A 19,208-nucleotide genomic window follows, 5' to 3' on the forward strand; every position below is an offset into this window, starting at 1 on the left:
GTCCGACATTCTCGTGTCCGAGCAGTCCGCCCCGGGCGCCGACGGATCCGGCCGCCCCTCGGGCCGCCTGCTCGAGGTCGACGACCTTCGGGTGGAGTTCCGCACCCGGGACGGCGTCGCCAAGGTCATCAACGGGGTCACGTACCACGTCGACGCGGGGGAGACCCTCGCCGTGCTCGGCGAGTCCGGCTCCGGCAAGAGCGTCACCGCGCAGACCATCATGGGCATCCTGGACACCCCGCCCGGGTTCGTCACCGGCGGGCAGGTCCGCTTCCACGGCAAGGACATGCTCACCATGTCCGCGGAGCAGCGGCGGCGGATCCGGGGCGAGGGCATCGCCATGATCTTCCAGGACTCGCTCTCCGCCCTCAACCCGGTTTTCACAGTCGGCTTCCAGATCGCCGAGCAGTTCCGCGTCCGGCGCGGCATGAGCCGCTCGGACGCCAAGAAGCGCGCGATCGAGATGCTCGACCAGGTGAAGATCCCCAACGCCAAGGGGCGGTTCAGCAACTACCCGCACCAGTTCTCCGGCGGTATGCGGCAGCGCGCCATGATCGCCATGTCGCTGGCGCTGGACCCCGAGGTGCTGATCGCAGACGAGCCGACCACCGCGCTGGACGTGACCGTGCAGGCCCAGATCATGGACCTGCTCGGCGAACTCCAGCGGGAGCGGCAGATGGGCATGATCCTGATCACCCACGACCTCGGCGTGGTCGCCGACGTCGCGGACCGGATCGCGGTCATGTACGCCGGCCGGATCGTCGAGGAAGCCGACGTCTACGACCTGTACCGCAAGCCGGGGCACCCGTACACGCTCGGCCTGCTCAACTCGATCCCGCGGATGGACGAGAAGGGGCAGGAGCTCCGCACCATCAAGGGCCTCCCGCCGAACCTGATGAACATCCCGCCGGGCTGCGCGTTCAACCCGCGGTGCCCGATGGCGCAGCCGGTCTGCCGGGAGAAGGTCCCGCCGCTGCTGCAACTGGGCAACGGCCGGGCCAGCGCCTGCCACTTCGCCGAGGAGCTGGTGAACCGTGACTGAGAACATCATCGAGGTCCGTGAGCTGGTCAAGCACTACCCCGTGACCCGGGGTGTGGTGTTCAAGAAGACCATCGGCCAGGTCAAGGCGGTCGACGGCGTCTCCTTCGACCTCAAGGCCGGCGAGACGCTCGGCGTGGTCGGCGAGTCCGGCTGCGGCAAGTCGACGCTCGCCCGGGTGCTGATGAACCTGGAGAAGCCGACCGGCGGCCAGGTGCTCTACAAGGGCCAGGACATCTCCAAGCTCTCCGGTGGCGCGCTGCGGCGGTTGCGCCGGCAGATCCAGCTGGTGATGCAGGACCCGTACACCTCGCTGAACCCCCGGATGACGGTGGGCGACCTGATCGGCGAGCCGTTCGAGATCCACCCCGAGGTGGCCCCGCGCGGCAGCCGGCGCAGCAAGGTCAAGGAGCTGCTCGACCTGGTCGGCCTCAACCCGGAGCACATCAACCGGTACCCGCACCAGTTCTCCGGCGGTCAGCGGCAGCGCATCGGCATCGCCCGGGCGCTGGCGCTGCGGCCCGAGGTGATCGTCTGCGACGAGCCGGTGTCGGCCCTGGACGTCTCGATCCAGGCCCAGGTGATGAACCTGCTGGAGAAGCTCCAGGCCGAGTTCGGGCTGTCGTACGTCTTCATCGCCCACGACCTGTCCGTGGTGCGGCACCTCTCCGACCGGGTCGCCGTGATGTACCTGGGCAAGATGGTGGAGATCGGCACCGAGGACGAGATCTACGAGCGGCCGACCCACCCGTACACCCAGGCACTGCTGTCGGCGGTGCCGGTGCCGGACCCGACCGTGCGGGAGAGCAAGGCGATCATCCGGCTCCAGGGCGACGTGCCCTCGCCGGTCAGCCCGCCCTCGGGCTGCCGGTTCCGCACCCGGTGCTGGAAGGCGCAGGACGTCTGCGCCCAGGAGGTGCCGCTGCTCCAGATCCGGCCGGGCTCGGACCACCCGAGCGCCTGCCACTTCGCGGAGAAGCGGGAGATCGTCGTCACCCACGAGGTGGCCTGATCCGTTCCGGACCGCCTGCCGGCGTCAGCTCGACGCCGGCAGGCGGTTCGTCGTCTCCGGGGGCGTCACGGCGTCGGCGCGGACGTCACAGCGGGCCGCGACCGGCGCGCAGCAGCAGAAGCGCCAGCTGGGTGCCGTCGGCGCCGAGTTCGCCGCGGAACCGCTCCAGGATCTCCCGCTCGCGGGAGAGCACGAGCCGGGTCCCGCCGGAGGCCATCCGGGTCGCGCCGACCTCCTGGGAGAGCGCGGCCCGCTCCTGCCAGAGCGCGATGAGGGTGCGGTCGATCTCGTCGATCCGCCGCCGGATCTCACCGATCCGCTCCGCCGCCGCCACGTCGTCGGTGCCGGTCCGGGCCGCCGCGGCGCCGGTCGGGTCGCCGCCGGCCGGCCGGCCGTTGCGCGCCGGGCTGCCGCTGGACTCCACCACGTCAGTCATCATCGTCGTCCCTCTCGGGGCTCGGGCCCGGTACCCGGATCCCGGAACGAAAACGCCCCGGGCTCTGGGGAGCCCGGGGCGTTTCGTAGGTCTGTGATCAGGCGCGACCCACGGCTGCCGGACTCCCGGTGCCGTAGTAAAAGTAGAAGCGCTGATCGAACACGTCGTCGAGTATGCCGACCACCCGGGCGGCCGCGCAAGAAGACGCACCAACAGGTGAGACGTCCGGCGCGCGCCGAGCGGTGGCGCGGGCGGGGAAGTGTCCGCCCGGCGGCATAGACTCGGGCTGCGATGCATCCTCTCTTCGACATCCCCACATCCCCGTCCGCGCCGGAGTCCCCGCCCGCGCCGGAGTCCCGGCCGACCCCGCCGCGCCGCCCCGGGGCCGCCGGGTCGGACCCGCGGGCCCTCCTCGACGGCCTGAACGGCCCCCAGCGGGACGCGGTGACCCACGCCGGCTCCCCGCTGCTGATCGTGGCCGGTGCCGGGTCCGGCAAGACCCGGGTGCTGACCAACCGGATCGCCTACCTGCTCGCCGCCCGCGACGTGCACCCCGGCGAGATCATCGCGATCACGTTCACCAACAAGGCCGCCGGCGAGATGAAGGAGCGGGTGGCCGCGCTGGTCGGCCCGCGCGCCCGGCTCATGTGGGTCTCGACGTTCCACTCCGCCTGCGTACGCATCCTGCGCGCCGAGCACGAGCACGCCGGCCTGAAGTCGACGTTCTCGATCTACGACGCGGACGACTCGCGCCGGTTGATGCAGATGGTCGCCCGCGAGCTGGACCTGGACCCGAAGCGCTACCCGGCCCGGGGCCTGGCCGCCCAGGTGTCGAACCTGAAGAACGAGCTGGTCGACCCGGAGGAGTTCGCCGGCCGGGCCAAGGGGCCGAACGAGCGGGCGCTGGCCGAGGCGTACACGCTCTACCAGCGGCGGCTGCGCGAGGCGCACGCGCTGGACTTCGACGACCTGATCATGACGACCGTGCACCTGCTCCAGTCGCACCCGCACGTGGCGGAGAGCTACCGGCGGCGGTTCCGGCACGTGCTCGTCGACGAATACCAGGACACCAACCACGCCCAGTACGTGCTGATCAAGGAGCTGGTCTCCGGCACCGAGGGGATCCCGCCGGCCGAGCTGTGCGTGGTCGGTGACGCCGACCAGTCGATCTACGCGTTCCGCGGCGCCACCATCCGCAACATCCTGGAGTTCGAGCGGGACTTCACCGACGCCCGCACGATCCTGCTGGAGCAGAACTACCGCTCGACCCAGACCATCCTCAACGCGGCGAACGCGGTCATCGACCGCAACACCTCCCGCAAGCCGAAGCGGCTGTGGAGCGACGCCGGGTCCGGCGAGCAGATCGTCGGGTACGTCGCCGACACCGAGCACGCCGAGGCCGACTGGGTGGCCCGGGAGATCGACCGGCTGGTCGACGACGGCGACACCCGCCCGGGCGACGTCGCGGTGTTCTACCGCACCAACGCCATGTCCCGCGTGTTCGAGGAGGTGTTCATCCGGGTCGGCCTGCCCTACAAGGTGGTCGGCGGGGTGCGCTTCTACGAGCGCAAGGAGGTCCGCGACGCGCTCGCGTACCTGCGCGCGGTGGTGAACGACGACGACACGGTCAGCCTGCGCCGCATCCTCAACACCCCGCGCCGGGGCATCGGCGAGCGGGCCGAGGCGTGCGTGGAGGCGCTGGCCGCGCGGGACCGCATCTCCTTCGGCGCCGCGCTGCGCCGGGCCAAGGACGCACCGGGCATCTCGACCCGGGCGGCGAACGGCATCGCCGAGTTCGTCGCGCTGCTCGACGCGGCCCGGGAGCTGGCCGACACCGGCACGCCGGAGGAGGTGCTGGAGGCGGTGCTGACCCGCTCCGGCTACCTGGCCGAGCTGGAGGAGAGCCTCGACCCGCAGGACGCCGGCCGGGTGGACAACCTCCAGGAACTGGTGAGCGTCGCCCGGGAGTACACCGAGCGGATCGAGGCGCTCGGCGCCGACGACGAGCGGGCCACGCTCGCGGGGTTCCTGGAGCAGGTGGCGCTCGTCGCCGACGCCGACCAGATCCCTGCGTCACCGGGCTCGGCGCCTGACGGCGCCGAGGCAGACGACGCCACGCCTCATCAGGGCGTGGTCACCCTCATGACGCTGCACACGGCGAAGGGCCTGGAGTTCCCGGTGGTCTTCCTGACCGGCCTGGAGGACGGCGTCTTCCCGCACCTGCGCTCGCTCGGCGACACCCGCGAGCTGGAGGAGGAGCGGCGGCTGGCGTACGTGGGCATCACCCGGGCCCGCCAGCGCCTCTACCTGTCCCGCGCGGTGACCCGCTCGGCGTGGGGCGCGCCCGCCTACAACCCGCCGTCGCGGTTCCTGGAGGAGTTGCCGCCGGAGCTGGTCCGCTGGGAGCGCACCGAGGGGTCGTACACCTCGTGGGGTGGCGGGGGCGGCGGCGTCGGCGGCCGGGCGGACCGCGTGGGCCGCGGTGGCTTCGCCGGCGGCACGCCGAAGGCGACCGAGCTGGCGAAGCGGCTGGGCGTGGACGCCAGCCGGCTGTCCACCGCGAGCGAGCTGAAGCAGGCCCCGAAGGTCTCGGCCGGCGACCGGGTCAACCACCAGCGGTACGGCCTGGGCCGGGTGCTGGCGGTGGAGGGTGCCGGGCCGGGTGCCCGGGCGCAGATCGACTTCGGCGACCAGACCATGTGGCTGGTGCTGCGGCACGCCCCGATCGACAAGCTCTGAGCGCCGAGCGGGCCCGGTCCGGCTTGTGGCCGGGCCGGGCCCTCCTCGTTTCGTGGTGCTGTCAGCAGGCCACGTCGATGCCCCGGGCGCGCAGGAACGGCGCCGGGTCGATCTGGTTCCACATCGCGCCCTGGTGCACCTCGAAGTGCAGGTGCGGGCCGGTGGAGTCGCCGGTGGAGCCCTCGTAGCCGATGACCTGACCGGCCTTGACCGTGTCGCCCACGGCGACGGCGAGCCGGCTCTGGTGGGCGTAGTGGGTCAGGTAGCCGTTGTGGTGGTCGATGAAGACCGAGATGCCGTAGCCGTCGCCCACGTCACCGGCCTTGACCACGGTGCCCGCCGCGGCGGCGTGGATCGGTGTGCCGGCCGGCATGGCGAAGTCGATGCCGGCGTGCTGGGTGCCCCAGCGGGGCCCGTAGCAGGACGTGATGCCGGCGCCCTTCATCGGGATGACCCAGGTCGGCTTCTTCGCGACCGTCTTCTTCTTCGGCTTGGGCTTGGGCTTCGCGGTCGCCGTCTTCTTCGGTGCCGGGGTGGTCGTGGTCGCGCTCGGGCTCGGCGACGGGCTGGCCGGTACGGGCGACGGGGTGAGCGGCTCGCGGGCCGAGCGGTCGGCGCGGGCGGCGTCGTCGGCGCGGGCCGCGGCACCGAGGTCGACGGCGGCCGGTGTGGGGTCGGCCGGGGCGGTGGTGACGACGACGCCACCGATGCCGAGGCCGAGCAGGGCCACCGCGCCGGTGACCACGTAAACGGTGCGCCGGGCGCGGCGAGGACGCCGGTGCCGGGCGGGAGCGTTGTCCGGGGTGGGGCTGCTGTGCTGCACGGGATCCTTCATCGGTTCGAGGGGCACGTGACCTCGAAATACTGGTGTCGGTGCAGGTCGCAGCGGGTATCGGGGGTGCGGAGGCGGTGGCCTGCCCGGTCACCGCGCGTCCGGTTGTGGACCGGGCGTCCGGCTCGGTCGAAGAGACGATCATCGACTGGCGTGTTCCCGCTCACACTCGCCGGTGTGACGTGGCAGACATCGGCACAGAGGAAACCGCCCGGACCATACGATCCGGGCGGTGACGGGGCGGTACGGAGCGTCAGGACGCGGCTACGTCGCTGTAGAACTCCTCGAGCTCGAGCTGGATGTTCACGCCGCGGTCCTTCAGGAACGCCACCGGGTCCTGCGGCTGGCCCTTGACATGGATCTCCAGGTGCAGGTGGGAGCCGTAGGAGTGGCCGGTGTTGCCGACCAGGCCGAGCTGGTCACCGGCCTTCACCTCCTGGCCCTCCTTGACCGTCACCGCGGAGGAGTGGCCGTAGATGGCCTCGCTGCCGTCGGAGTGCTTGACGATGACGGCGTAGCCGTAGCCGCCGAACCAGCCGGCCTTGGTGACGGTGCCGGCGTGGACCGCCTTGTAGGGCGTGCCCTCCGGGGCGACCAGGTCGACGCCGGTGTGCAGCTTGCCCCAGCGCATGCCGTACGGGGACTTGAAGTCGTAGCCGTGCAGCGGCAGGAGCCATGGGTCCTGCTCGGTGGCCTTGCTGTCGGAGCGGTCGGAACGGGAGGCGGTGTCCGCGCTCTTGCCACGGTCGGCGGCGTCCTGGCTGGCGACCGAGGCCTGCCGGAGCTCGTCGAGGACCGACGGGTTGACGCTCTTGGCGTCGGGGAGGGCGTTCGCGCCGATGGCGACGATGCCGGCGCCGACGAACGCGGTGGTGACCACCGCGGCGTAGCGGCTCCGCGGGGGCGTGGGTACGCGGCGGCGGCCGCGATAGCGATCGGGCTCAGACGACAGGCGCTGGCGCACGCACACCCTCCGTTGTCGGGGATCCGATGCGACTCCGGACCGTTCGGTGAAGCTCTGTCGAACCTCCGGTGTCGCGTCGTCACCCGTCCGTGGACCTGATGACAACCGTGGACACGTTAGCCAACCGCCACTCCTGTCACAAGCCGAAGCGCCGAAATGCTGATTCGTTATGTCCAATTCCATCCGACCTTGTCATATCTCGTGCCGCCGGTCGGGTGGCTTGTCGACTGCCCATTCGTCGCGGACAGTGACCGAACGGCGGAGGTGTCCGGCTTTCCGCGTACCCGGGTGGGCGGTAGGGGCCTGGCTCGAATGTGGGAAGGTCCGGCCCGGCTTCCCGCCTCCCGTCCGGCCGGGTTACCGTTCGTTCAGGTCAGGAGTGCCGGTGAAAGGTGTGCGCAGATGAGCTCTCGTATCCGGGTCGTCGTCGCGAAGCCCGGCCTGGACGGCCACGACCGGGGGGCGAAGGTGGTCGCCCGCGCCCTGCGCGACGCGGGCATGGAGGTCATCTACACCGGCCTGCACCAGACGCCCGAGCAGATCGTCGAGACCGCCATCCAGGAGGACGCGGACGCGGTCGGCCTGTCGGTGCTCTCCGGCGCGCACATGACGTTGTTCAAGCGGGTCGTCGAACTGCTGACCGAGCGCGAGGCCACCGACATCGTGGTGTTCGGCGGCGGCATCATCCCCGAGGCCGACATCCCGGAGCTGGAGCGGCTCGGCGTCGCGAAGATCTTCACCCCGGGTGCCACCACCGGGTCGATCGTCGAGTGGGTACGGGAGAACGTGGCCCAGCCGGTCGGCTGACCGCCGCGTTCCGGCCCCGGGCACGGGGGAGGGGCCGGACGCACCCCTCACACGTCCGGCCCCTCTATGCACGATGCCCCGCCGCCACCCCTCGACCGACAGGGCATCGGCCGCTCCCGTCGTCGCGCTTGACCAGCGCGCCGACATCACACTCAACGACGCCCCCGACGGGCGGTTACGCCCCGGCCCGGACATCCCCCGGACGGCTGACGCCCGCGCGTGCCGGCGCGGTCGCGACCGGCCCGGCCGGGTCCGGCCTGTGCATTACCGCACACACCGCACCCGCTCGGTTGCCGCCGGTTCCCATCTCGTTAGGCTGCGGCAAATGGCCTGTCTGTTCTGATGACAGGCGTCAAACTGATTTTCCGAAGCTGGTGGCGGCGCGACGGCGCGCCGCGGAGACGGGACGGGACGCGCAAACGTGGACCTGTACGAGTACCAGGGGCGGGACCTGTTCGAGCGGCACGGCTTGCCCGTGCTCGCCGGCGGCGTCGCCACGACCCCGGAGGAGGCCCGCGCGATCGCCGAACGCCTCGGCGGCCGGGTGGTCGTCAAGGCGCAGGTGAAGGTCGGTGGCCGCGGTAAGGCCGGCGGCGTGAAGCTGGCCGAGGGCGCGGAGGAGACGGTGGCCCGGGCCACCGACATCCTCGGCATGGACATCAAGGGTCACACCGTCCACAAGGTCATGATCACCGTGACCGCGGACGTGGCCGAGGAGTACTACTTCTCATACCTGCTCGACCGGGCGAACCGCACGTTCCTCTGCATCGCCAGCGTCGCCGGCGGCATGGACATCGAGCAGGTCGCGGCCGAGACGCCGGACCGGGTCGTGAAGGCACCGATCGACGCCAACACCGGCGTGGACGAGGCGAAGGCGCGCGAGATCGTCAGCGCGGCCGGATTCCCGGCCGAGATCGCCGACCAGGTGGTCGAGGTCGCGGTCAAGCTGTGGCAGGCGTTCGTGGCCGAGGACGCCACGCTCGTCGAGGTGAACCCGCTGGCCACCACCAAGGACGGCAAGCTGCTGCTCCTGGACGCCAAGGTCACCCTGGACGAGAACGCCGGGTTCCGGCACCCGGACCACGAGGCCCTGGTCGACCAGGCGTCGGTGGACCCGCTGGAGCAGGCCGCGAAGGCCAAGGACCTCAACTACGTCAAGCTCGACGGCGAGGTCGGCATCATCGGCAACGGCGCGGGCCTGGTCATGTCCACGCTCGACGTGGTCGCGTACGCGGGCGAGCGGCACGGCGGCGTCAAGCCGGCCAACTTCCTCGACATCGGCGGCGGCGCGAGCGCCGAGGTGATGGCGAACGGCCTGGAGATCGTCCTGTCCGACCCGTCGGTCAAGAGCGTCTTCGTCAACGTCTTCGGCGGCATCACCGCCTGCGACGCGGTCGCCAACGGCATCGTGCAGGCGCTGGCGCTGCTGGAGCAGCGCGGCGAGAAGGCCACCAAGCCGCTCGTCGTGCGCCTCGACGGCAACAACGCCGAGGCCGGTCGGGCGATCCTCGACGACGCGGCCAACCCGCTGATCCAGCGGGTCGACACCATGGACGGCGCGGCCGAGCGGGCCGCCGAGCTGGCAGCTGCGGGGGTCTGACAATGGCTATCTGGCTGACCAAGGACTCCAAGGTCATCGTGCAGGGGATGACCGGTTCCGAGGGTTCCAAGCACACCCGGCGGATGCTCGCCGCCGGCACCAACGTGGTCGGCGGTGTCAACCCGCGCAAGGCCGGCACCACTGTCGACTTCGACGGCACCGAGCTGCCCGTCTTCGCCTCCGTCGCGGACGCGATGAAGGAGACCGGCGCGGACGTCACTGTCATCTTCGTACCGCCGCAGTTCACCAAGGCCGCGGTCGTCGAGGCGATCGACGCCGGCATCGACCTGGCCGTGGTGATCACCGAGGGCGTGCCGGTGCACGACACCGCCGCGTTCTGGGCGTACAACCAGTCCAAGGGCGAGCGCACCCGGATCATCGGCCCGAACTGCCCGGGCATCGCCTCGCCGGGCGCCTCGAACGCCGGCATCATCCCGGCCGACATCACCGGCTCCGGCCGCATCGGCCTGGTCAGCAAGAGCGGCACGCTGACCTACCAGATGATGTACGAGCTGCGCGACATCGGCTTCTCCACCTGCGTCGGCATCGGCGGTGACCCGATCATCGGCACCACCCACATCGACGCCCTGGCCGCCTTCGAGGCGGACCCGGAGACCGACGCGATCGTCATGATCGGTGAGATCGGCGGCGACGCCGAGGAGCGGGCGGCCGAGTTCATCAAGGCCAACGTCACCAAGCCGGTGGTCGGCTACATCGCCGGCTTCACCGCCCCGCCCGGCAAGACCATGGGTCACGCCGGCGCGATCATCTCGGGCTCGGCGGGCACCGCCGACGCCAAGAAGGCAGCGCTGGAGGCGGTGGGCGTCAAGGTCGGCAAGACCCCGACCGAGACCGCCAACCTGATGCGGGAGCTCATGTCCGGCCGCTGAGCGGTCGTGCGAGACGCCGAGAGGGCCGACCGGGGAACCGGTCGGCCCTCTCGCGTTCAGCGATACCAGTACGGGTAGTACGAGTTGCCCCGGGCGCGCACGATGGCGCTGGCGACGATGTTGATCACACCGAACGCGATGCCCAGCCAGCCGAGCAGCTGCGACTTGCCGTTGCGCCGGGCGTCGCGGATCGACAGCGCGCCGAAGACGATGCCGAGGACGCCGCAGCAGAACAGGCCGAAGACTATGCCGAGGACGCCCCAGAGCGTGGTCCGGTCCCGGCCGACGGCCGGTGGCGGCGGGGGCGGCGGATACGGAGCGTGCACGGCTTCCTCCGAGCGGTCGGCGCCGCGACGGAAACGGACGCGTCTGAGGCCGAGGCTAGACCGGATCACCGCCGCGGGGCCGGGGTTCGCGCGAACTCGCCACGCTGCCGACCCGGTATCGGACTGCCGTCCTTCCCGCGGCGTGCCAGAGTAGACACGATGTCACGCGTCACCCCTGACCAGCCCCGCCGTCCGGCCACCGGTCCCCCCGCCGGCTCCCGGCCGCCCGGCCGTGCCCGCCCGGCCGCGCGGGTGCCCGCGCCCCGACCGGGTGAGGAGCCCCGCAGCCGGGCTCCCCTACCGGTCGCCGCCGGGGTGGCCGCGCTCTGGGCGGCGCTGACCTCCTGGCTGCCGGTCTCCGTCGTGCTGGGCCTCGCCCAGCTCAGCGAGGACGCCGGCTCGTTCGGCGGCGCGCTGCGCGCCGGCCTGGCCGGCTGGCTGCTCGGCCACGGGGTGCCGCTGGGCACCACCGCCGGGCCGCTCGGCCTGGCGCCGCTCGCACTCAGCGTGCTCGCCGTCTGGCGGCTCACCCGCGCCGGGGTGCACGTCAGCCGGGCCGTCGGGGCGCGCGGTGGGGGCTCGCCCCGCCAGGCGCTCACCGTCGCGGTCGCCGTCGGCATCGGGTACGCGCTGCTCGGCGCGCTCGCCGCGTTCGCCGTCGACGTGGGCGGCCTGCGGGTCTCCCCGGTGACCGCCGCGTTCACGTTCGCCGCGTTCGGTGTACCGGCCGCTCTGGTCGGCGCGCTGCGCACCACCGGTGTGTGGGCGCTGCTGGCCGCGCGCTGCCCGCCGCCGGTGCGCGACGGCCTGCGTACCGGACTGGTCGCGGCGCTGCTGTTGTGCGGCGCGGGCGCCGGCGCGGCCGGGCTGGCCGTGGCCACCGGCGGCGGCGACGCGGCCGACATGATCGGGGCGTACCGGACCGGGGTGGCCGGCCAGGCGGGCATCACGCTTGTCAGCCTCGCCTACGCGCCGAACGCGACCGCCTGGTCGGCGAGCTACCTGCTCGGTCCCGGGTTCGCGGTCGGCACCGACACCGCCGTCCGGACGAGCGAGGTGTCCGTGGGCGCGCTGCCGGCCGTACCGCTGCTGGCCGGCCTGCCGCGTGGCCCGATGGACGGGCTGGGCGGCGCGCTGCTCGCAGTGCCGGTGCTGGCCGCGATGGCGGCCGGCTGGCTGCTGGCCCGGCGGCTGCTGCGCGCGGCCGCCGAGGAACGGGCCGAGGTCCGCTGGCCGGCGCTGCTGCTGCCGGCTGTGCTCGCCGGGCCGGTCGCCGGCGCGCTGCTGGGGCTGTTCGCGGCGGCCTCCGGGGGATCGCTCGGCGGTGGCCGGCTGGCGGAGGTCGGGCCCTCACCGTGGGCGGTGGCCGTGGTGGCCACGCTGGTGATCGGGGTGGGCGCGGTGCTCGGCGCCGCCGCCACCCGCACGCTGACCCGCACCCGCTGACGCGCCGCCTCCGGGGGCGGGATACGCGTCAGGGGCGCCCACCGGTCGGTGGACGCCCCTGGACGGCGGACGATCAGGGCTGGGCCGGCAGGCTGAGGTTGGCGAAGATGCCCAGGATGATCAGGACGATGCCCAGGCCGGCGCCGATCGCGCCGCAGATCAGACCGGTCTTGGCCTGACCGTCGTTGTTGGCGAGCCCCTGCGCGGCCTTCTGGCGGCCCAGGTAGCCGGTGACGGCCGCCGCGATACCGAGCGGGATGCCGAGGTAGAAGCAGCAGACCATCGGGATCGAGGCGATACCGAGGATCATGGACACGAGGCCCAGCGTGTTGTTCGGGGCCTGGCCCGGACCGGCCGGGTAGCCGGCGCCCGGATACTGCGGCGCGGCGCCGTACGGCTGCTGCTGCGCGTACGGGTCCTGGCCGTAGGCGGGCTGACCCGAGGTGGGCTGGCCGTACGGCTGGCCCGAGGTCGGCTGCTGGCCGTACTGCGGCTGCTGCCCGTACTGGGGCTGCTGGCCGTACTGGGGCTGCTGGCCGTACTGCGGGGCCTGCGGCGGCGGGGCGTACGGGTCGTGCGGCTGAGCGGTCGGGTCCTGGTTCGGCTGCTGGCCGTACGGGTCCTGTCCGGGGTAACCGGGCTGCATGTCTGGGTGCTCCTCAGATCGGTTCGGGTTGTCGGTCAGTTGCTGCCGCTGTTGCCGGCGAGACCAGCCAGGCCGCCGAGGAGGCAACATCCCACCACGATGACGCCGATCCAGATCAGACCGACGATGAGGGCCCACTTGGACCACTTCTTGGACTCGGCTGCGGCGGCCTGGGCGCCGGCGTAGTCACCCTGCTGGATCAGCGGGTTGACCTTCGACGCGTTGATGATGGCCGGGATCGCGAGCGGCCAGAACAGGAAGATCGCGACGATGGACATCGTCATGTTGTTGTCGATCTGCTGCGGCTGCTGTGGGGGGTATCCGGGCTGCATGGGACGTACTCCTCGGTCCGGCGGCACGCGGCGTGCCGGGTTCACTGGGGGTGCGGGCCGGGCACGGGGCCGGACACCGGGCGACCGGCAGCGTACCGCGACCACGCCATCCGAGAGGTCACCCGATGAGCCGCCGCCCCGCGGCCGAGCCGCCTGACCTGCCCGATAGGGTTGCCCGGTGACCGAGCCCGCGTCCGTCGCCCGCCTCGTCGTCCTCGTCTCCGGTTCCGGCAGCAACCTCCAGGCGCTGCTGGACGCCACCGCCGACCCCGCCTACGGCGCCCGGGTGGTCGCCGTCGGCGCCGACCGGGACGGTATCGCCGGCCTGGACCGGGCCGCCGCAGTTGGCGTGCCGTCCTTCGTCGAGCGCGTCAAGGACCACCCCACCCGCGACGACTGGGACAAGGCGCTCACCGCGCGGGTCGCCGAGCACCGGCCCGACCTGGTCATCAGCGCCGGCTTCCTCAAGCTCGTCGGCCCGGAGTTCCTGGCCGCGTTCGGCGACCGCTACCTCAACACGCACAACACGCTGCTGCCGGCGTTCCCCGGCATCCACGGCCCCCGCGACGCGCTGGCGTACGGCGTGAAGGTCACCGGGGCCACGCTGTTCTTCGTCGACGCCGGGATGGACACCGGGCCGATCGTGGCCCAGGTCGCCGTGCCGGTGCTCGACGACGACGACGAGGACACGCTCACCGAGCGCATCAAGTCCGCCGAGCGGCGCCAGCTCGTCGAGCAGGTCGGCCGCCTGGTCCGTGAAGGCTGGACGATCACCGGAAGAAAGGTCACCATCCCGTGAACGCCACTGAGGACGCCGGTCGCCGCCCGATCCGGCGCGCGCTGGTCAGCGTCTACGACAAGACCGGCCTGGTCGAGCTGGCCCGCGCCCTGCACGAGGCCGGAGTCGAGATCGTGTCGACCGGGAGCACCGCGTCGACGATCGCCGGCGCCGGGGTGCCGGTGACGCCGGTCGAGCAGGTCACCGGCTTCCCGGAGATCCTCGACGGGCGGGTCAAGACGCTGCACCCGAAGATCCACGGTGGCCTCCTGGCCGACCTCCGCAAGGACGCGCACGCCGCGCAGCTCGACGAGCACGGGATCGCCGGCATCGACCTGCTGGTCTCCAACCTCTACCCGTTCCAGGCCACCGTCGCTTCCGGCGCCGACACCGACGAGTGCGTCGAGCAGATCGACATCGGCGGTCCGGCGATGGTGCGGGCCGCGGCGAAGAACCATGCCTCGGTGGCGGTGGTGACCGACCCGGCCGCGTACCCGGCGGTGGTGGCCGCGCTCGCCGAGGGCGGCTTCACGCCGGCCCGGCGCCGGGCGCTGGCGGCCCGTGCGTTCGCCGACATCGCCGACTACGACGTGGCGGTGGCCGACTGGTTCGCCACCACCGTGGCGCCGGCCGAGGACGGCTGGCCGGAGTTCGCCGGGCTGGCGCTGCGTCGCCAGGCGGTGCTGCGGTACGGCGAGAACCCGCACCAGGCGGCGGCGCTCTACACCGACCCGGGCGCGCCGGCCGGGCTGGCCCAGGCCGAGCAGCTGCACGGCAAGGAGATGTCCTACAACAACTACGTCGACGCGGACGCCGCCTGGCGAGCCGCGAACGACTTCCCGGACCAGCCGGCGGTGGCGATCATCAAGCACGCCAACCCGTGCGGCATCGCTGTGGGCGCGGACGTGGCCGAGGCGCACCGCAAGGCGCACGCCTGCGACCCGGTCTCCGCGTTCGGCGGCGTGATCGCGGTGAACCGGCCGGTCGACGCGGCGCTGGCCGGCCAGGTCGCGGAGATCTTCACCGAGGTGCTGGTGGCGCCCGGCTTCGACGAGGACGCGCTGGATCTGCTGCGGGCCAAGAAGAACCTCCGCCTGCTGCGGGCGCCCGAGTTCGCGGTGCGGCCGGCGGAGTGGCGGCAGGTCAGCGGCGGCGTGCTGGTGCAGTCGCGGGACGCCGTCGACGCGCCGGGCGACGACCCGTCCGGCTGGGCGCTCGCGACCGGCGACCCGGCCGACGAGGCGACGCTGCGCGACCTGGCGTTCGCCTGGCGGGCGGTCCGCGCGGTCAAGAGCAACGCGATCCTGCTGGCCCGCGACGGCGCCACGGTCGGTGTCGGCATGGGACAGGTCAACCGGGTGGACTCGGCGCGGCTGGCGGTCAGCCGGGCCGGTGACGAGCGGGCCCGCGGCTCGGTCTGCGCCTCGGACGCGTTCTTCCCGTTCGCCGACGGCCCGCAGATCCTCATCGACGCCGGGGTGCGGGCGATCGTGCAGCCGGGCGGCTCGATCCGGGACGAGGAGACCATCGCGGCCTGCAAGGCGGCGGGCGTCACCATGTACCTGACCGGGACCCGGCACTTCTTCCACTGACCGGCCCCGCCGGGAAGCCTCGGCCCCGGGTGCGTCCGTCGTTCACGCGACAGGCGCACCCGGGGCCGTGCCGTTGCCCGGCGTCGGAGGCGGTTGCTAGCGTGTGCGCGGCGACGATCGAGCGTCTCCGCTGTCTGTGAGCCCGGCAGGTGTGCCATGCGTGTTCGCGACCGGTTGACCGCCGTCGTCGTCACGCTGGCGCTCGTCCTGGCCGGCCTGGGCGTGGCCGTCGCACCCGCCGCTCCGATCGTCGAAGGCGCTTTCCCCGTCGCGCCGTCCGCTTCCGCCGCTGCCTCGGCGAGCGGAACGAGCCCGGTCGCGCTGCGTGCCGCGTACCCCGAACGGTCCTGGCCGGAGCTCGCCGCCGGGCCGTGGCACGACCACGGCGGCGGCCTCGGCTACGCCGACGGACCGGACGACCTGGCCCCGGCCGCGCTTCCGCGCGCTGCCGGTCCGGTCGTGCCGGAGCCGGTCGTGCCCGCGCCCCGGCCGCCGGTCGTGCCGCTGCCGCCGCGCGGACCGCTCGCCGCGCGCGCCCCGCCGGCCGCCTGAGCCGCACCGAACCCGCAGCCCGCACCGGGACGCGCGCTCGCGCCGGCGGTTCCGCCGCGAGCTGCCGCCCACCGGTACGGCGGCGCGCCTCACGCCGCCGGTCCGGCTCGGGTTCGCCCCGGGTCCGCCGTCCGCACGCGTGCCCGCATCGAAGGCCTCGTCCCCACTTCCTCCGGGGGACGGGGCCTTCGTCGCGCTCACGTCTCGGTGCGGACCTCGGCGAAGTGGCAGGCGCTGGGGTGCGGGTCCGCCGCGCGGGGCACCGCCTGCGGGTCCTGCGTCGCGCAGACCTCCTCGGCCTTCCAGCAGCGGGTCCGGAAGTGGCAGCCGGACGGCGGCTCGGCCGGGCTGGGCACGTCGCCGGTGAGCCGGATGATGGTCCGCCGGTCGCGGGCCTCCGGGTCGGGCACCGGCACCGCGGACAGCAGCGCCTGGGTGTACGGGTGGGTCGCGCGCTGGTAGATCTGCTCCTCGGTGCCGATCTCCACGATCCGGCCCAGGTACATCACCGCGACCCGGTCGGAGATGTGCCGCACCACCGACAGGTCGTGGGCGATGAAGATGTACGACAGCCCCAGCTCGTCCTGGAGCTGTTCCAGCAGGTTGATCACCTGAGCCTGGATGGACACGTCCAGCGCCGACACCGGTTCGTCGCAGACGATGATCTCGGGCCGCAGCGCGAGCGCCCGGGCGATGCCGATGCGCTGGCGTTGGCCGCCGGAGAACTGGTGCGGGTAGCGGTTGACGTGTTCCGGGTTGAGCCCGACCACGTCCAGCAGCTCCTGCACCCGCTGCCGCCGGCTGCGCTTCGGCGCCGCCTCCGGGTGGATCTCGAACGGCTCGCCGATGATGTCGCCGACCGTCATGCGCGGGTTCAGCGAGGTGTACGGGTCCTGCATCACCATCTGCATGTTCCGCCGCAGCCGGCGCAGGTCGGCACCGCCGGCCCGGAGCAGGTCGCGTCCCTCCAGCGTGACCCGCCCGGCGGTGGGCGTCTCCAGGCGCATGAGCAGTCGCGCCAGCGTGGACTTGCCGCAGCCGGACTCGCCGACCACGCCGAGCGTCTCGCCGCGCCGCAGCTCGAACGAGACGCCGTCGACCGCCTTGACCTGGCCGATCGTCTTCTTGAACAGCACGCCCTGGCTGATCGGGAAGTGTTTGACCAGGTGGTCGACGGCGAGGATCGTCTCGCCGCGCACCTTGGCGGGCTCAGCCGTCGCGGTCATCGTGCACCTCCTGGGCGAAGTGACACGCGCTGGTCCGCCCGTCGCCGAGCACCAGGTCGTGCGGCACCTCGTCCACACAGACCGGCTGGACGTACGGGCACCGGGGGTGGAACGGGCAGCCGGACGGGATCGCCATCAGGTTCGGCGGCAGCCCGCGGATGCTGGACAACGCCTGGCCGCGCACGTCCAGGCGCGGGATCGACTCCAGCAACCCCTTGGTGTACGGGTGGGCCGGCGCCCGGTACAACGCGTGCACGTCGGCGTGCTCGACGATCCGGCCCGCGTACATGACCGCGATCCGGTCCGCGACACCGGCGACCACGCCCAGGTCGTGGGTGATGAGGACGAGCGCCATGCCGAGGTCCCGGCGCAGGTCGGCCAGGAGATCCATGATCTGCGCCTGCACGGTGACGTCCAGCGCCGTGGTCGGCTCGTCGGCGATCAGCACCTTCGGGTCGAGCGCCAGCGCCATGGCGATCATGACCCGCTGACGCATGCCGCCGGAGAACTGGTGCGGGTAGTCGCCGAGCCGCTTCGCCGCGGCCGGGATCCGGACCAGGTCCATCAGCTCGACGGTGCGCTTCCGGGCGTCGGCCCGGGACATCCCGGCCCGCTCGCGCAGCGACTCGCCGATCTGCCAGCCGACCGGGAAGACCGGGTTCAACGCCGACAGCGCGTCCTGGAAGATCATCGCGATCTCGGCGCCGCGGATCTGCCGGCGTTCCTCCTCCGGCCGGGTGAGCAGGTCCCGCCCCTGGTAGAGGATCTGCCCGGCGCGCACGTACGCGGGCGGGGTGTCCAGGATGCCCATGATCGCCTGGGCGGTGACGGACTTGCCGGAGCCGGACTCGCCCAGCACCGCGAGCGTCTCACCGGCGTCCAGGTGGTACGTCACCCCGTTGATCACGCGGGCCACGCCCTCGCGGGTGCGGAACTCGACGTGCAGGTCCCGTACCTCCAGCAGGTGCCCGCCGGGCGGGGTGGGTGAGGCCGGCGTGGGCCGGACCGCGTTCTGCGTCATGAGAAGTCACCGGAGCTTCGGGTCGAAGGCGTCGCGGATCGCGTCGCCGAGCATGATGAAGGCGAGCACGGTCAGGGCGAGGAACGTCGACGGCACGATCAGCGGCGTCGCCGACTCCCGCATGTGCACCCGGCCGGCGTCGATGTCGATGCCCCAGGAGATGGTCGGCGCCTTCAGCCCGATGCCGAGGAAGCTCAGCGTCGCCTCGGCCGCGATGAACGACCCGAGCGCGATGGTGAGCACCACGACGGCCGGGGCGAGCGCGTTCGGCAGGATGTGCCGCCACATGATCCGGCCGTTGCCGGCCCCGAGCATCCGGGCGGCGGCCACGTAGTCCTGCTCCCGGGCGGTGATCACCGAGGACCGGACCACCCGGGCCGCCGTGGTCCAGCCGAGCAGCGCCAGGACGAGGATCACCGCGAACAGCCGTACCGTGTCGCCGCTCGTGCTGACCCGCTTGAGCAGCACGATCGCGGCCAGCAGCAGCGGGATGCCGAGCACGATGTCGATCACCCGGGACAGCACCGCGTCGACCCATCCGCCGAAGTAGCCGGCGACCATGCCGACGACGAGCGCGATCACGCCGGTGATCAGCGCCGAGAACGCGCCCACGAGCAGTGAGGCGCGGGCGCCGTAGACCGCCCGGGCGAACGTGTCGCAGCCCTGGAAGTCGTACCCGAAGATCGCCCCGCCGGACGGCCCGGCGTGCTGCCGGGACAGCACGCAGTCGCGCGGGTCGTTCGCGGCGAACAGCCCTGGCGCCACGGCCATCGCGGCGACCAGCACCACCAGGAACAGGCTGATCCAGAAGACCGGGTTGCGGCGCAGGTCCCGCCAGGCGTCACCGGCCAGGCTGCGGGCCCGGTCCGGCCGCCCGGCCCGGCCGGGTGTGCCCGGTTCGCCGGACACGCCGCGCCGCGCGGCCTGGTTCTCCGTCGCCGCCACCGTCTCGAAGTCGCTCACTGCGGCA

At 72.6% G+C, this 19,208-nt stretch carries 19 protein-coding genes; 10 read left to right on the forward strand and 9 right to left on the reverse strand.

Annotated elements, in window-relative coordinates; all coding sequences use genetic code 11:
* Positions 1–13: 13 nt before the first annotated feature.
* Together O7604_RS13430 and O7604_RS13435 are read left to right on the forward strand one after the other, a co-directional pair.
* The gene (locus tag O7604_RS13430) at positions 14–1,042 is read left to right on the forward strand and encodes an ABC transporter ATP-binding protein (protein WP_269706996.1); all 1,029 of its coding nucleotides are present in this window, start codon (positions 14–16) and stop codon (positions 1,040–1,042) included.
* On the forward strand, positions 1,035–2,051 hold the full coding sequence (locus O7604_RS13435; protein ID WP_281579776.1) for a dipeptide ABC transporter ATP-binding protein: 1,017 nt from the start codon (positions 1,035–1,037) through the stop codon (positions 2,049–2,051). The genes O7604_RS13430 and O7604_RS13435 overlap by 8 nt, the downstream gene beginning before the upstream one ends.
* Before the next feature lie 85 nt (positions 2,052–2,136).
* Here the strand turns inward: O7604_RS13435 and O7604_RS13440 are convergent, their stop codons facing one another.
* Complete coding sequence (locus O7604_RS13440) at positions 2,137–2,490, reverse strand: chorismate mutase (protein WP_281579777.1); 354 nt, start codon at positions 2,488–2,490, stop codon at positions 2,137–2,139.
* A gap of 288 nt (positions 2,491–2,778) precedes the next feature.
* Here O7604_RS13440 and pcrA point away from each other — a divergent pair, with 288 nt between their 5' ends.
* Positions 2,779–5,226, forward strand: coding sequence for a DNA helicase PcrA (gene pcrA, locus O7604_RS13445; protein ID WP_281579778.1), 2,448 nt, complete (start codon positions 2,779–2,781; stop codon positions 5,224–5,226).
* Positions 5,227–5,287: 61 nt separating this feature from the next.
* Here the strand turns inward: pcrA and O7604_RS13450 are convergent, their stop codons facing one another.
* Both O7604_RS13450 and O7604_RS13455 read right to left on the reverse strand, forming a co-directional pair.
* Positions 5,288–6,061: a M23 family metallopeptidase gene (locus O7604_RS13450; RefSeq protein ID WP_269704085.1), complete on the reverse strand. Its 774-nt coding sequence runs from the start codon at positions 6,059–6,061 to the stop codon at positions 5,288–5,290.
* A 250-nt stretch (positions 6,062–6,311) separates the two neighbouring features.
* A complete protein-coding gene (locus O7604_RS13455; protein WP_269704086.1) occupies positions 6,312–7,022 on the reverse strand; it encodes a M23 family metallopeptidase in 711 nt (236 codons plus the stop codon).
* A 402-nt stretch (positions 7,023–7,424) separates the two neighbouring features.
* Here O7604_RS13455 and O7604_RS13460 point away from each other — a divergent pair, with 402 nt between their 5' ends.
* From O7604_RS13460 to sucD, 3 genes are all read left to right on the forward strand, one after another.
* Positions 7,425–7,829, forward strand: coding sequence for a cobalamin B12-binding domain-containing protein (locus tag O7604_RS13460; RefSeq protein WP_269704087.1), 405 nt, complete (start codon positions 7,425–7,427; stop codon positions 7,827–7,829).
* Between the two features lie 421 nt (positions 7,830–8,250).
* Positions 8,251–9,429, forward strand: coding sequence for an ADP-forming succinate--CoA ligase subunit beta (sucC, locus tag O7604_RS13465; protein ID WP_281579779.1), 1,179 nt, complete (start codon positions 8,251–8,253; stop codon positions 9,427–9,429).
* A 2-nt stretch (positions 9,430–9,431) separates the two neighbouring features.
* On the forward strand, positions 9,432–10,319 hold the full coding sequence (sucD, locus tag O7604_RS13470) for a succinate--CoA ligase subunit alpha (protein WP_269704089.1): 888 nt from the start codon (positions 9,432–9,434) through the stop codon (positions 10,317–10,319).
* 56 nt (positions 10,320–10,375) lie between these two features.
* Here the strand turns inward: sucD and O7604_RS13475 are convergent, their stop codons facing one another.
* Positions 10,376–10,645, reverse strand: a complete 270-nt coding sequence (locus O7604_RS13475) for a DUF4190 domain-containing protein (RefSeq protein WP_269704090.1) — start codon at positions 10,643–10,645, stop codon at positions 10,376–10,378.
* Between the two features lie 159 nt (positions 10,646–10,804).
* Between O7604_RS13475 and O7604_RS13480 the strand changes: the two genes are divergently transcribed.
* Positions 10,805–12,091, forward strand: a complete 1,287-nt coding sequence (locus O7604_RS13480) for a DUF6350 family protein (protein WP_269704091.1) — start codon at positions 10,805–10,807, stop codon at positions 12,089–12,091.
* A gap of 73 nt (positions 12,092–12,164) precedes the next feature.
* On the opposite strand, the gene O7604_RS13485 is transcribed toward O7604_RS13480, so the two are convergent.
* Both O7604_RS13485 and O7604_RS13490 read right to left on the reverse strand, forming a co-directional pair.
* Positions 12,165–12,737, reverse strand: a complete 573-nt coding sequence (locus tag O7604_RS13485; protein ID WP_269704092.1) for a DUF4190 domain-containing protein — start codon at positions 12,735–12,737, stop codon at positions 12,165–12,167.
* Positions 12,738–12,772: 35 nt separating this feature from the next.
* Positions 12,773–13,069: a CD225/dispanin family protein gene (locus O7604_RS13490; RefSeq protein ID WP_269704093.1), complete on the reverse strand. Its 297-nt coding sequence runs from the start codon at positions 13,067–13,069 to the stop codon at positions 12,773–12,775.
* Between the two features lie 178 nt (positions 13,070–13,247).
* Here O7604_RS13490 and purN point away from each other — a divergent pair, with 178 nt between their 5' ends.
* The 3 genes from purN (at position 13,248) to O7604_RS13505 (ending at position 15,991) form a co-directional block, all read left to right on the forward strand.
* Positions 13,248–13,868, forward strand: a complete 621-nt coding sequence (gene purN / locus O7604_RS13495) for a phosphoribosylglycinamide formyltransferase (protein WP_269704094.1) — start codon at positions 13,248–13,250, stop codon at positions 13,866–13,868.
* Positions 13,865–15,439 (forward strand): bifunctional phosphoribosylaminoimidazolecarboxamide formyltransferase/IMP cyclohydrolase, encoded by a 1,575-nt coding sequence (gene purH, locus O7604_RS13500; protein ID WP_269704095.1) that lies wholly within the window; start codon positions 13,865–13,867, stop codon positions 15,437–15,439. The genes purN and purH overlap by 4 nt, the downstream gene beginning before the upstream one ends.
* A gap of 156 nt (positions 15,440–15,595) precedes the next feature.
* The gene (locus O7604_RS13505; protein ID WP_269704096.1) at positions 15,596–15,991 is read left to right on the forward strand and encodes a hypothetical protein; all 396 of its coding nucleotides are present in this window, start codon (positions 15,596–15,598) and stop codon (positions 15,989–15,991) included.
* Between the two features lie 197 nt (positions 15,992–16,188).
* On the opposite strand, the gene O7604_RS13510 is transcribed toward O7604_RS13505, so the two are convergent.
* The 3 genes from O7604_RS13510 to O7604_RS13520 are packed head-to-tail and all read right to left on the reverse strand — an operon-like array spanning position 16,189 to position 19,201.
* Positions 16,189–17,217, reverse strand: coding sequence for a dipeptide ABC transporter ATP-binding protein (locus tag O7604_RS13510; RefSeq protein ID WP_269704097.1), 1,029 nt, complete (start codon positions 17,215–17,217; stop codon positions 16,189–16,191).
* Positions 17,201–18,238, reverse strand: coding sequence for an ABC transporter ATP-binding protein (locus O7604_RS13515; RefSeq protein WP_269704098.1), 1,038 nt, complete (start codon positions 18,236–18,238; stop codon positions 17,201–17,203). Before O7604_RS13515 ends, O7604_RS13510 begins: the two co-directional genes overlap by 17 nt.
* 6 nt (positions 18,239–18,244) lie before the next feature.
* Positions 18,245–19,201 carry an ABC transporter permease gene (locus tag O7604_RS13520; protein ID WP_269704099.1) on the reverse strand — a complete coding sequence of 319 codons (957 nt, stop codon included), beginning with the start codon at positions 19,199–19,201 and terminating at the stop codon, positions 18,245–18,247.
* Positions 19,202–19,208 lie beyond the last annotated feature (7 nt).

Origin of the sequence: Micromonospora sp. WMMA1947 (assembly GCF_027497355.1) — a bacterium.
Taxonomy (GTDB): domain Bacteria; phylum Actinomycetota; class Actinomycetes; order Mycobacteriales; family Micromonosporaceae; genus Micromonospora.

Coding starts and splice junctions, on each gene's coding strand:
- O7604_RS13450 (WP_269704085.1), bottom strand. CDS start 6,061: ATGAAGGATCCCGTGCAGCACAGCAGCCCCACCCCGGACAACGCTCCC.
- O7604_RS13480 (WP_269704091.1), top strand. CDS start 10,805: ATGTCACGCGTCACCCCTGACCAGCCCCGCCGTCCGGCCACCGGTCCC.
- O7604_RS13515 (WP_269704098.1), bottom strand. CDS start 18,238: ATGACGCAGAACGCGGTCCGGCCCACGCCGGCCTCACCCACCCCGCCC.
- sucD (WP_269704089.1), top strand. CDS start 9,432: ATGGCTATCTGGCTGACCAAGGACTCCAAGGTCATCGTGCAGGGGATG.
- O7604_RS13440 (WP_281579777.1), bottom strand. CDS start 2,490: ATGATGACTGACGTGGTGGAGTCCAGCGGCAGCCCGGCGCGCAACGGC.
- O7604_RS13485 (WP_269704092.1), bottom strand. CDS start 12,737: ATGCAGCCCGGTTACCCCGGACAGGACCCGTACGGCCAGCAGCCGAAC.
- O7604_RS13490 (WP_269704093.1), bottom strand. CDS start 13,069: ATGCAGCCCGGATACCCCCCACAGCAGCCGCAGCAGATCGACAACAAC.
- O7604_RS13510 (WP_269704097.1), bottom strand. CDS start 17,217: ATGACCGCGACGGCTGAGCCCGCCAAGGTGCGCGGCGAGACGATCCTC.
- pcrA (WP_281579778.1), top strand. CDS start 2,779: ATGCATCCTCTCTTCGACATCCCCACATCCCCGTCCGCGCCGGAGTCC.
- O7604_RS13460 (WP_269704087.1), top strand. CDS start 7,425: ATGAGCTCTCGTATCCGGGTCGTCGTCGCGAAGCCCGGCCTGGACGGC.
- O7604_RS13505 (WP_269704096.1), top strand. CDS start 15,596: ATGCGTGTTCGCGACCGGTTGACCGCCGTCGTCGTCACGCTGGCGCTC.